At 61.2% G+C, this 12627-nt stretch carries 7 protein-coding genes; 1 reads left to right on the top strand and 6 read right to left on the bottom strand.

The window, feature by feature from the left end:
• The first annotated feature begins 107 nt into the window (after window positions 1-107).
• Window positions 108-1349, top strand: a complete 1242-nt coding sequence (locus tag ACA062_RS01875; RefSeq protein ID WP_497457349.1) for an MFS transporter — start codon at window positions 108-110, stop codon at window positions 1347-1349.
• Window positions 1350-1483: 134 nt separating this feature from the next.
• On the opposite strand, the gene hemE is transcribed toward ACA062_RS01875, so the two are convergent.
• The 6 genes from hemE to aroK form a co-directional block, all read right to left on the bottom strand.
• Window positions 1484-2551, bottom strand: a complete 1068-nt coding sequence (gene hemE, locus ACA062_RS01870; protein WP_497454974.1) for a uroporphyrinogen decarboxylase — start codon at window positions 2549-2551, stop codon at window positions 1484-1486.
• A gap of 208 nt (window positions 2552-2759) precedes the next feature.
• Window positions 2760-4178 carry an FAD-dependent oxidoreductase gene (locus ACA062_RS01865; RefSeq protein WP_497454973.1) on the bottom strand — a complete coding sequence of 473 codons (1419 nt, stop codon included), beginning with the start codon at window positions 4176-4178 and terminating at the stop codon, window positions 2760-2762.
• Window positions 4179-4303: 125 nt separating this feature from the next.
• A complete protein-coding gene (gltB, locus tag ACA062_RS01860) occupies window positions 4304-8749 on the bottom strand; it encodes a glutamate synthase large subunit (protein WP_497454972.1) in 4446 nt (1481 codons plus the stop codon).
• Window positions 8750-9257: 508 nt separating this feature from the next.
• Window positions 9258-10847 carry an AAA family ATPase gene (locus ACA062_RS01855; protein WP_497454971.1) on the bottom strand — a complete coding sequence of 530 codons (1590 nt, stop codon included), beginning with the start codon at window positions 10845-10847 and terminating at the stop codon, window positions 9258-9260.
• 10 nt (window positions 10848-10857) lie between these two features.
• Window positions 10858-11958: a 3-dehydroquinate synthase gene (aroB, locus tag ACA062_RS01850; protein WP_128872929.1), complete on the bottom strand. Its 1101-nt coding sequence runs from the start codon at window positions 11956-11958 to the stop codon at window positions 10858-10860.
• Window positions 11959-12108: 150 nt separating this feature from the next.
• On the bottom strand, window positions 12109-12627 hold the full coding sequence (aroK, locus tag ACA062_RS01845) for a shikimate kinase AroK (RefSeq protein WP_010464421.1): 519 nt from the start codon (window positions 12625-12627) through the stop codon (window positions 12109-12111).

The raw sequence follows: 12627 nt of genomic DNA, 5'->3' as shown, positions 1-12627 counted from the left end.
TATATTGGATTGAATCATTAGCTAGCTATATGCTTTTTCCATTGCCTGACTGGCCGCACCCTCCGAGGTCCGAAGTGAAAACTGCTGTCGCTCCACTCGCCCATGAAATTCCGCCCGCCGTGCAGGACGATGTCGTCGCCCAGGTGCAGGACATTTTCATCGAAAAAGGCACGCCACTGTTCATGCGCACGGTGCTCGCGCTGTTCTGCGGCGGCTTCGCGACTTTCGCCCTGCTTTACTGCGTGCAACCGATGATGCCGCTGCTGTCCCACGAGTACGCCATCAACGCGGCCCAGAGCAGCCTGATTCTGTCGGTGGCCACTGGCATGCTCGCCATCGGCCTGCTGATCACCGGTCCCCTCTCTGACCGCATAGGGCGTAAACCGGTCATGGTTGCGGCGTTGTTCGCGGCGGCGCTGTGCACCATCGCCAGTTCCATGATGCCGAGCTGGCACGGCGTGTTGCTCATGCGCGCGCTGATCGGGTTGTCGTTGAGCGGCCTGGCAGCGGTCGCCATGACTTACCTGAGCGAAGAGATTCACCCGCGGCACATTGGCCTGGCCATGGGCCTGTACATCGGCGGCAACGCCATCGGCGGGATGAGCGGACGCTTGATTACCGGGGTGTTGATCGACTTCGTCAGCTGGCACACGGCCATGCTGGTGATCGGCGGCCTGGCCCTGATCGCGGCGGCGGTGTTCTGGAAGATTCTCCCCGAGTCGCGCAACTTCCGCCCTCGCTCATTGCACCCGCGCAGCTTGCTGGACGGCTTCACCATGCACTTTCGCGATGCCGGCCTGCCGCTGTTGTTCCTCGAAGCCTTTGTGCTGATGGGCGCGTTCGTCACCCTGTTCAACTACATCGGTTACCGCTTGCTGGCCGAGCCGTATCACCTGGATCAGGCCTTTGTCGGGCTGCTCTCGGTGGTGTACCTGTCGGGCATCTACAGCTCGGCGAAAGTCGGCGCCCTGGCCGATAAACTCGGCCGGCGCAAAATGCTCTGGGCCACCATCGTGCTGATGATCGCCGGCCTGGCCCTGACCCTGTTCACGCCGTTGCCGCTGGTGATCGTCGGCATGCTGATTTTTACCTTCGGCTTCTTCGGCGCCCATTCGGTGGCCAGCAGCTGGATCGGCCGCCGCGCACTCAAGGCCAAGGGGCAGGCTTCGTCGCTGTACCTGTTCAGCTATTACGCCGGGTCGAGCATTGCCGGCACGGCGGGTGGGGTGTTCTGGCATTTAGGCGGGTGGAACGGGATTGGGTTATTCATTGGCGGGTTGCTGGTGGTGGCGCTGCTTGTGGCGTTGAAGCTGGCGAAGTTGCCGCCACTGGAAAATGTGAAAGCTTAAAAGCAAAAGATCGCAGCCTTCGGCAGCTCCTACGGGTGTACGCCGATCTATGTAGGAGCTGCCGAAGGCTGCGATCTTTTGATCTTGATACAAAAACGCCCGGCATAAGCCGGGCGTTTTCTATTGGGTCACGATCACTCGTGATACTGCGCCGACAACTCATGCACCGCGCGCAAGAATGCACCGGCGTGTTCCGGATCGACTTCGGGGGTGATGCCATGGCCGAGGTTGAACACGTGGCCACTGCCCTTGCCGTAGCTGGCGAGGATGCGGCCGACTTCGGTGCGAATGGCTTCTGGTTTCGCGTAGAGCACGGTCGGGTCCATGTTGCCTTGCAGCGCGACTTTGTCGCCAACGCGAGAACGGGCGCTGCCGATGTCGCAGGTCCAGTCCAGGCCCAATGCATCAGCGCCAGCGTCGGCGATGCTTTCCAGCCACAGACCGCCGTTCTTGGTGAACAGGATTACCGGCACTTTGCGACCTTCGTGTTCGCGGATCAGGCCGCTGACGATTTTGCGCATGTAAGCCAGAGAGAATTCCTGGTACGCCGCCGCCGAGAGGCTGCCACCCCAGCTGTCGAAGATCTGCACCGCTTGCGCACCAGCCATGATCTGGCCGTTGAGGTAGCTGGTGACCGTCTGCGCGAGCTTGTCCAGCAACAGGTGCAAGGCTTGCGGGTTGTCGTAGAGCATGGTTTTGGTCTTGCGGTAGTCTTTCGACGAGCCGCCTTCAACCATGTAGGTGGCCAGGGTCCATGGGCTGCCGGCAAAGCCGATCAGTGGCACGCGGCCGTTCAGCTCACGGCGAATGGTGCTGACCGCGTCCATGACGTAGCCGAGGTCTTTGTGCGGATCAGGAATCGGCAGGGCTTCGATGTCAGCCAGGGTGCTGACGACTTTCTTGAAGCGCGGACCTTCACCGGTTTCGAAGTACAGGCCTTGGCCCATGGCGTCCGGGATGGTGAGGATATCGGAGAACAGGATCGCCGCGTCCAGTTGCGGATAGCGGTCGAGCGGTTGCATCGTGACTTCGCAGGCGAACTCCGGGTTCATGCACAGGCTCATGAAGTCACCGGCCTTGGCACGGCTGGCGCGGTATTCAGGCAGGTAGCGACCGGCCTGACGCATCATCCACACAGGGGTGACGTCTACGGGTTGCTTGAGCAGGGCGCGAAGGAAACGGTCGTTCTTCAGGGCAGTCATGTCGGCATCCGGAAAAAAAGTGCGGGCATTTTCTCAGAGCGCGACGCAAAAGGCACGGCAAGCGCCGAACCTTTTGTCTATCGGGTCAATTTGTCGCGGTCTGCACGCGCTAAATCTGTGTTGATTCGACCGGCCTCTTCGCCGGCAAGCCGGCTCCTACAGGTTATGCGCAATCCTGTAGGAGCTGGCTTGCCAGCGAAGCTTTTGATCAGACGCCCAGGTAATCCAGGATCCCTTCGGCGGCATTACGGCCTTCGAAGATCGCCGTCACCACCAGGTCGGACCCGCGCACCATGTCGCCACCGGCGAAGATTTTCGGGTTGCTGGTCTGGTGCTTGTACTGACCTTGCTCCGGTGCCACGACGCGGCCCTGGCTGTCGGTCTGGATGCTGAACTGTTCGAACCACGGCGCCGGGCTTGGGCGGAAACCGAACGCGATAACCACGGCGTCGGCCGGGATGATCTCTTCGGAACCCGGAATCGGCTCAGGGCTGCGACGGCCACGGGCATCCGGTTCGCCGAGACGGGTCTCGACCACTTTCACGCCTTCGACACGGTCTTCACCAACGATGGCAATCGGCTGGCGGTTGTAGAGGAATTTCACCCCTTCTTCCTTGGCGTTCTTCACCTCTTTGCGCGAGCCCGGCATGTTCGCTTCGTCGCGTCGATACGCACAGGTCACCGACTTGGCGCCCTGGCGGATCGACGTGCGATTGCAGTCCATCGCCGTGTCGCCGCCGCCCAGTACCACAACCTTCTTGCCTTTCATGTCGACGAAATCTTCCGGCGACTTTTCAAAGCCCAGGTTGCGGTTGACGTTGGCGATCAGGTAATCCAAAGCGTCATGCACGCCCGGCAGGTCCTCACCGGCAAAGCCACCCTTCATGTAGGTGTATGTGCCCATGCCCATGAACACGGCATCGTATTCTTCGAGCAGTTGTTCGACGGTCACGTCCTTGCCCACTTCGGTGTTCAGGCGGAACTCGATGCCCATGCCGGTGAAGACTTCGCGGCGATTGCTCAACACGGTCTTTTCCAGCTTGAACTCAGGGATGCCGAAGGTCAGCAGACCGCCGATTTCCGGGTTCTTGTCGAACACCACCGGGGTCACGCCGCCGCGGACCAGCACGTCGGCACAGCCCAGACCTGCCGGGCCGGCGCCGATCACGGCAACACGCTTGCCGGTCGGTATGACCTTGGACATGTCCGGGCGCCAGCCCATGGCGAACGCGGTGTCGGTGATGTACTTCTCGACCGAACCGATGGTCACCGCGCCAAAACCGTCGTTGAGGGTGCAGGCACCCTCGCACAGACGGTCCTGCGGGCACACCCGGCCGCAGACTTCCGGCAGGGTGTTGGTCTGGTGCGACAGCTCGGCGGCCTGGAGGATGTTGCCCTCGGCCACCAGTTTCAGCCAGTTCGGAATGAAGTTGTGCACCGGGCACTTCCATTCGCAATACGGGTTACCGCAACCCAGGCAGCGGTGGGCCTGATCGGCCGAATGCTGGGGTTTGAAGGGTTCGTAGATTTCCACGAACTCTTTCTTGCGTTGACGCAACAGTTTCTTCTTCGGATCTTTGCGCCCGACATCGATGAACTGGAAGTCGTTATTCAGACGTTCAGCCATTGTTAAAACCCCTCAACAGCAGCTCGAAGCTACACGCTTCAAGCTGCAAGACAATCACGGTGGCAGGCACATCGCGCACTGCTGTTAACTTGCGGCTTTGAAGCTTGCCGCTTGCAGCTGCGTCGTTACTGCGGACTCGCACGAGTACTGGAGAGCAAAGATTTCAAGCTCGCCGCCTTAGGTTTGACGAGCCAAAAACGACGCAAATAGTCATCGAGGTTTTCAGCGAGGTTACGACCCCACTCGCTGTCGGTTTCCTCGACGTATTCGTTCAGCACGCGTTGCAAGTGGCTGCGATAGGCTTCCATCGCCTCACCGCTGATCCGCTGGATTTCCACCAGTTCGTGGTTGACCCGGTCAACGAAAGAGTTGTCCTGGTCGAGTACGTAGGCGAAACCGCCGGTCATGCCTGAGCCGAAGTTGTAACCGGTCTTGCCCAGGACGCAGACGAAACCACCGGTCATGTATTCGCAGCAGTGATCGCCTGTGCCTTCCACCACGGTGTGAGCACCGGAGTTGCGCACCGCGAAGCGCTCGCCCGCAGTCCCGGCGGCGAACAGTTTGCCACCGGTGGCGCCGTACAGGCAGGTGTTGCCGATGATGGCACTGTCCTGAGTCTTGTAGACGCTACCCTTGGGCGGAACGATGACCAGTTTGCCGCCGGTCATGCCTTTGCCGACGTAGTCGTTGGCATCGCCTTCCAGATACATGTTCAAGCCGCCGGCGTTCCACACACCGAAGCTCTGACCGGCCGTCCCGTTGAAGCGGAAGGTTATCGGCGCATTCGCCATGCCTTGGTTGCCATGCTTGCGAGCGATTTCACCGGAGATCCGCGCACCGATGGAACGGTCGCAGTTGCAGATATCCAAGGCAAAATCGGCGCCGCTCATGTCGTTGATTGCCGAGGTGGCCAGGTCGACCATTTTCTCGGCCAGCAGGCCTTTGTCGAACGGCGGGTTGCGCTCCACCTGGCAGAACTGAGGTTTGTCTGCCGGGATGTGATCGCTGCCCAGCAGCGGCGTCAAGTCCAGGTGTTGCTGCTTGGCGGTCTGGCCTTCGAGGATGTCCAGCAGATCGGTACGGCCGATCAGCTCTTCAAGGGAGCGCACGCCCAACTTCGCCAGCCACTCACGGGTTTCTTCGGCGACGTAGGTGAAGAAATTCACCACCATGTCGACGGTACCGATGTAGTGATCCTTGCGCAGCTTCTCGTTCTGAGTCGCGACGCCGGTGGCGCAGTTGTTCAGGTGGCAGATGCGCAGGTATTTGCAGCCCAGCGCGATCATTGGCGCGGTGCCGAAGCCGAAGCTTTCAGCGCCGAGAATCGCCGCCTTGATCACGTCGAGGCCGGTTTTCAAGCCGCCGTCGGTCTGCACCCGGACTTTGCCGCGCAGGTCGTTGCCGCGCAGGGTCTGGTGGGTTTCGGCCAGGCCGAGCTCCCACGGTGCGCCGGCGTATTTGATCGAGGTCAGCGGCGATGCACCGGTGCCGCCGTCGTAGCCGGAGATGGTGATCAAGTCCGCATAAGCCTTGGCCACACCGGCGGCGATGGTGCCGACGCCTGCTTCTGCGACCAGCTTCACCGAGACCAGCGCCTTCGGGTTGACTTGTTTCAGGTCGAAAATCAGCTGCGACAAGTCTTCGATCGAATAGATGTCATGGTGCGGCGGCGGCGAGATCAGGGTCACGCCCGGCACTGCGTAACGCAGCTTGGCGATCAGGCCATTGACCTTGCCGCCCGGCAGCTGACCGCCTTCGCCGGGCTTGGCGCCCTGGGCGACTTTGATCTGCAGCACTTCAGCGTTGACCAGGTATTCCGGGGTCACCCCGAAACGGCCGGTCGCGACTTGCTTGATTTTCGAGCTCTTGATGGTGCCGTAACGCGCCGGGTCTTCGCCGCCTTCGCCGGAGTTGGAACGCGCACCGAGGCGGTTCATGGCTTCGGCCAGGGCTTCGTGGGCTTCTGGCGACAGCGCACCGAGCGAGATGCCCGCGGAGTCGAAGCGCTTGAGCACCGACTCCAGCGGTTCGATCTCGCTGATGTCCAGCGGCGTGTCCAGGGTCTTGACCTTGAACAGGTCGCGGATCATCGACACCGGGCGGTTATCCACCAGCGCCGTGTATTCCTTGAACTTGCTGTAGTCGCCCTGCTGCACAGCGGCTTGCAGGGTGTTGACCACGTCCGGGTTGTAGGCGTGGTATTCGCCACCGTGGACGAACTTCAGCAGGCCGCCTTGCTGGATCGGCTTGCGCGGACTCCAGGCTTCGGCGGCCAGGGCTTTCTGTTCGGCTTCGATGTCGACGAAACGCGCACCCTTGATCCGGCTTGGCACACCACGGAAGCTCAAGTCGCAGACTTCCTCGGACAGGCCGATCGCTTCGAACAGTTGTGCTCCGCGGTAGGAAGCGATGGTGGAAATGCCCATCTTCGACAGGATCTTCAGCAGGCCTTTGGTAATGCCTTTACGGTAGTTCTTGAACACCTCATAGAGGTCGCCCAGCACTTCACCGGTGCGGATCAGGTCGCCCAGCACTTCGTAGGCCAGGAACGGATAGACCGCCGAGGCACCGAAACCGATCAGCACTGCAAAGTGGTGCGGATCTCGGGCAGTAGCGGTTTCCACCAGGATGTTGGAGTCGCAACGCAGGCCTTTCTCGGTCAGGCGGTGGTGCACCGCTCCGGTGGCGAGCGAAGCGTGGATCGGCAACTTGCCCGGGGCAATGTGACGGTCACTCAACACGATCAGGGTACGGCCGGCGCGCACGGCTTCTTCAGCCTGATCGGCGACGTTGCGCACTGCGGCTTCGAGGCCGACGCTCTCGTCGTAGTTGAGGTCGATGACCTGGCGTTCGAAGCCCGGACGATCGAGGTTCATCAGCGAGCGCCACTTGGCCGGGGAAATGACCGGCGAGCTGAGGATCACGCGCGAAGCATGTTCCGGCGACTCCTGGAAGATGTTGCGCTCGGCACCGAGGCAGATCTCCAGCGACATGACGATGGCTTCACGCAGCGGGTCGATCGGCGGGTTGGTGACCTGCGCGAACTGCTGGCGGAAATAGTCGTACGGCGTGCGCACGCGCTGGGACAGCACGGCCATCGGCGTATCGTCGCCCATGGAGCCTACGGCTTCGTAACCTTGCTCGCCAAGCGGGCGCAGCACCTGGTCGCGCTCTTCGAACGTGACCTGGTACATCTTCATGTACTGCTTGAGCTGGTCGACATCATAGAAAGCCGAACCGTGGTCGTTATCTTCCATGGTCGCCTGGATGCGCAGGGCATTCTTGCGCAGCCATTGCTTGTACGGATGACGGGACTTCAAGCGGTTGTCGATGGCATCGGTGTCGAGGATCTGACCGGTTTCGGTGTCCACGGCAAAGATCTGGCCCGGGCCAACGCGGCCCTTGGCGATCACGTCTTCAGGCTGGTAGTTCCAGACACCGATTTCCGAGGCCAGGGTGATGAAACCGTTCTTGGTGGTCACCCAGCGCGCCGGGCGCAGACCGTTACGGTCGAGCAGGCACACCGCGTAGCGACCATCGGTCATGACCACGCCGGCCGGGCCGTCCCACGGTTCCATGTGCATCGAGTTGTATTCGTAGAACGCCCGCAGATCCGGGTCCATGGTTTCGACGTTCTGCCACGCAGGCGGAATGATCATCCGCACGCCGCGGAACAGGTCGATGCCACCGGTGACCATCAGCTCGAGCATGTTGTCCATGCTCGAGGAGTCGGAGCCGACGCGGTTCACCAGCGGGCCGAGTTCTTCCAGATCCATCAGATCGTTGGTGAACTTGGTGCGCCGGGCCTGGGCCCAGTTGCGGTTGCCGGTGATGGTGTTGATCTCGCCGTTGTGGGCGAGGAAGCGGAACGGCTGGGCCAGCGGCCATTTCGGCAGGGTGTTGGTGGAGAAGCGCTGGTGGAACACGCAAATCGAGGTTTGCAGGCGCTGGTCGCTGAGGTCTGGATAGAAGGCGGTCAAATCCGCCGGCATCATCAGGCCTTTGTAAATGATGGTCTTGTGGGAAAAGCTGCAGATGTAGTGATCGACGTCGGCGGCGTTGGCCACGGACGAACGACGACGCGCGCTGAACAGCTTGATCGCCATGTCCTGGTCGCTCAGGCCTTCACCGCCGATGTACACCTGCTCGATCTGCGGCAGGCGCTCGAGAGCCAGGCGGCCGAGGACGCTGGTGTCGATCGGCACTTTGCGCCAGCCGACCAGGGTCAGGCCTTCAGCCAGGAGCTCGCGGTTCATATTCTCGCGAGCGGCTTCGGCTTTGACCGGGTCCTGGTTGAAGAAGACCATGCCCACCGCATATTGCTTGGGCAGTTCGACGCCGAAGGTTTCCTGGGCGATGGCTCGCAGGAACGCGTCCGGCTTTTGAATCAGCAGACCGCAACCGTCACCGGTCTTGCCGTCGGCGTTGATCCCACCGCGGTGGGTCATGCAGGTCAGGGCCTCGACGGCCGTTTGCAAAAGGGTATGACTGGGCTCGCCCTGCATATGGGCTATCAGGCCGAAACCGCAGTTATCCTTGAATTCATCTGGTTGGTACAGACCTGCTTTCATAGACACTTTCTCACCAGGCTGCCCCTTATCAGGGCAAATTTCTTTTCAATTCAACCACTTGCCATCCGCGCCGAACGTACGCCAGCTTTGCGGGGGCAAAAGGGAGGTCATTGTACACACCGTCACAGAAGCTCACAAATTTGACGACGAAATGTCGCAAATCTATGTCGCATTTATGAAAGGTTTAAAGCTATCTACTGTGCTAGTCAAAACTTTTTTAATTTTGACCGCTACGACTCAAAAGACTACTGTGACGCAGACACCACAAGGCACGCGGCCCAGGGTCTGCTGGTGCTTGCTGACGAACCGCGTTGCGATGCCAACATGTGCGAGGCAAGGCGCGGGATGCTGCCAATGGCTCTTCCCTTGGCAAATCCCGCAACGCAGCCTCGCGCATGTTGGCGCGCAACGCGGTCGTCAGCAAGCGCCAGCAGACCCTTTAGGCAGCGCGCACTTGCGGAAATTTTGAGGTGCCTGGAGAGGCGGCCTGGGTAAGGCCGCCGAATCTTCAGCGAGTTGCTGCCAGTTCCTGTTGGACGCTGGCGACAGTGCGAGGCCAAGGTTTACCAGCCTGAACCTTCGCTGGCAAGGCCTTGATGGCGCTCAGGGCTGCATCGCGGTTGGCGAAACTGCCGTAAGTGATGACGTAAAGCGGTTTGCCGTTAAGCACTTTCTTGAAATAACGGTACTCGCCGCCCTGCTCTTTCACGAAGTTTTGCGCGGACGCTTCGGAGCTGGTGCCGAGGATCTGCACCACGTAGTTGCCCGGCGCTTGTCCTGCGTACCAGGTGCCACCCGCGGCTTTAGCCACGGTGACTGGCTTGTCGGCAGGCTTGGCGGCCGCCGCAGCGGGTTTGGCAGGCACAGGGGCCGGTTTCGCAGCAGGCGCCGGGGCAGGCTTGGCCGTCGCGACTTGAGTCGGAGCAGGCGTTGGCTTGGCCGCCGATGTCGGCGCCGGACCTGGCTGGATGCCAGCAGGTGGCGCAGTCGTGGTCACGGTCGGCGGCGTAGCGCTGGAACCTTCTACCGGCACGCCGTCGTCGCCCTCGGTAATGCCGCCGGCCGCTTCGGCCAGGGGACCGCGCATGACCGGCTGCGAGTTGCCGACCAGCGGCAACGGCATCGGTTGCGAATTACCGTTGAACTCCATGGCCGGAGCACCGTTGCCGTCAGATTGCGGCGCGCCCTGGCCTGGCTGCTGTTGCGCCTGCTCGTTGGCAGGTGCGCCAGTGGTCGGTGCTTTGCTGCGACCCGGCATCAACCAGGCGGCGGCTACCGCGACCACGACAACGGCGGATATCGCCAATACGTGTTTCTTCGGCATATTGAACCCCATACTTGGACGCTTGACCGCTGAGCGGCTGGCAATCATGGCTTCGATCATGGCATCGCGGGCAACCTGGTTGATGGTGCCAGGCCAACCGTCGGAGCTTTCGTGAATATCAGAGATCTGTTTTGCGCTGAAAAGTTCGATCCCACGACCCGCGCCCTCGAGCCGCTGGTCCAGATATTCGCGGGTTTCCTCTTCGGTGTAAGGCTGCAACTCGATGACGTGGAAACGCTCTTCCTCAAGGCTCAACGCATCCAGCTGCGCAATCAGCGAGGACTCGCCAAACAGGAACACATGGGGACGACCTTCCGGCGCACCCGCGGCCAGGGCCATCAAGGCCTCCAGCGCCGACTCGTCGAGGTGCTCGGCATCATCCACCAGCAGGTAGACTTCCTGCCCCGTGAGCGCCAATTGCACCACTTGAGCCAGAATCGCACCAATTTGCGGCTGCGCAACGTTCAGCGCCTGAGCCACCTGCTGCAGCACACCGGCTGCATCACCGGCACCCCGGGCGGAAACCACCACACTCTGCACCGTCTGCTTGTTGGTACTGGCCACCAGGGCCTGACGCAACAGGGTCTTGCCACTGCCTTGCGGGCCGGTGACCACCAGCAGCATCTGGCTATAGCGTGCAAGGTGATGCAGCTGGCCCAGCACCGGCTTGCGCTGGGCAGGGAAAAATTTGAAGCCAGGCACCCGTGGAGCGAAAGGGTCATGGTTCAACTGGTAATGGCCGAGGAACGCCTCGTCGGCATGCAAACTAGTCATCGGGATCTTATTAACCTTTAAGCTGAGCCAGGGCGCGGTAATCCGCTCCCAGCGTGGCCTGTAGAACCTCTTTCGGATAATCGTCGGTCACCACCGCTTCGCCCATGTGGCGCAGCAGCACCAGGCGTAAACGACCGTCGATCACTTTCTTGTCAATTGCCATGTGTTCGAGGAAATCGGCTTCAGTCATCTCTTCAGGCGGGATGACCGGCAGGCCGGCGCGCTGGAACAGGCGGATGCCGCGATCGCGCTCCTGCTCGCTGATCCAGCCCAGCAGTGCGGACATGTGCAAAGCCATTACGGTGCCAGCAGCGACCGCTTCACCATGCAGCCAGACACCATAGCCCATATGGGTTTCGATGGCGTGGCCGAAGGTGTGTCCCAGGTTCAACGTGGCACGCACGCCGGTTTCCTTCTCGTCGGCACCGACGACTGCCGCCTTGGCCGCGCAGGAACGCTCGATGGCGTAGGTCAGGGCGACCTGATCCAGGGCGCGCAGGCGATCGACGTTTTCTTCAAGCCAGGTCAGGAACGGCTCGTCGCAGATCAGCCCGTATTTGATGACTTCCGCCAACCCGGCGGACAGCTCGCGGGCCGGCAGGGTGTTGAGGGTGGCGGTATCGATCAGCACCACGTTCGGCTGATAGAAGGCGCCGACCATGTTCTTGCCCAGCGGATGATTGATCCCGGTCTTGCCGCCCACCGACGAGTCGACTTGCGACAGCAACGTGGTCGGGACCTGGATGAAATCGACGCCGCGCTGGTAGCAGGCGGCAGCAAAACCGGCCATGTCACCGATGACGCCGCCACCCAGGGCAATCACCGTGGTGCGCCGGTCGTGGCGCGCGGTCAGCAGGCCGTCGAATATAAGCTGCAGGGTTTCCCAGGTCTTGAAGGCCTCGCCGTCGGGCAGTATCACGCTGATAACCGAGAACGGTGCGAGGCTGCGGGTCAGACGCTCGAGATAGAGCGGCGCCACGGTCTCGTTGGAGATAATCGCCACTTGCCGTCCGCGGATATGCGGGGCCAGCAGCTCAGGCTGATCCAACAAACCTTCGCCAATATGAATCGGGTAGCTGCGCTCGCCTAGATCGACCTTGAGTGTCTGCATGTGTCCCCACAGTAAAGATGGAATCAGGCGTCCTGCCTTGAGTTAACCGATGTCTACGGCGTCTGCTGGTGTGACGCCGTTCGGTAGCCATGCGCCACAACCTTGAGCGGCCATGACAGCGCCCGAGGATAGCGCATTTCGCGCTGCGCTTTAACGGGGAGGCAGCTGTTGCAAGCGCTCGAGAATATCAAGCACGACCATTCGCGGCGGTCGCTCATCGGTTTCCACCACCAGATCGGCGATTTCCCTATAAAGCGGATCGCGAATCGCCAGCAGGTCCCGAAGGGTCTTGGCCGGATCGGCAGTGCGCAGCAGGGGTCGATTGCGGTCACGCGAGGTGCGACCTACCTGCTGCTCGACGGAGGCATGCAGGTAAACCACCCGACCACCGGCATGCAGCGCTCGACGATTGGCTTCGCGCATGACCGCGCCGCCACCGGTGGCCAGCACCACGCCATCGCAGCCGCACAGCTCGGCAATCATCGCCTGCTCGCGGTCACGAAAGCCCGGTTCGCCTTCCTTATCGAAAATCCACGGGATATTGGCGCCGGTGCGCAATTCAATTTCCTTGTCGGAATCTTTGAACGGCAGGCGCAGCTCTTTGGCCAGCAAACGGCCGATGGTGCTTTTTCCAGCCCCCATCGGTCCAACAAGAATCAAATTTCGCAC

This window comes from Pseudomonas sp. LBUM1679, from assembly GCF_059695565.1.
This window is presented reverse-complemented; position numbering and strand designations above follow the sequence as displayed.

What these genes read in the sequence shown, in the direction of transcription:
- hemE (WP_497454974.1), bottom strand. Translation starts at nt 2,551, where the DNA reads ATGACTGCCCTGAAGAACGACCGTTTCCTTCGCGCCCTGCTCAAGCAA.
- ACA062_RS01865 (WP_497454973.1), bottom strand. Translation starts at nt 4,178, where the DNA reads ATGGCTGAACGTCTGAATAACGACTTCCAGTTCATCGATGTCGGGCGC.
- gltB (WP_497454972.1), bottom strand. Translation starts at nt 8,749, where the DNA reads ATGAAAGCAGGTCTGTACCAACCAGATGAATTCAAGGATAACTGCGGT.
- ACA062_RS01855 (WP_497454971.1), bottom strand. Translation starts at nt 10,847, where the DNA reads ATGACTAGTTTGCATGCCGACGAGGCGTTCCTCGGCCATTACCAGTTG.
- aroB (WP_128872929.1), bottom strand. Translation starts at nt 11,958, where the DNA reads ATGCAGACACTCAAGGTCGATCTAGGCGAGCGCAGCTACCCGATTCAT.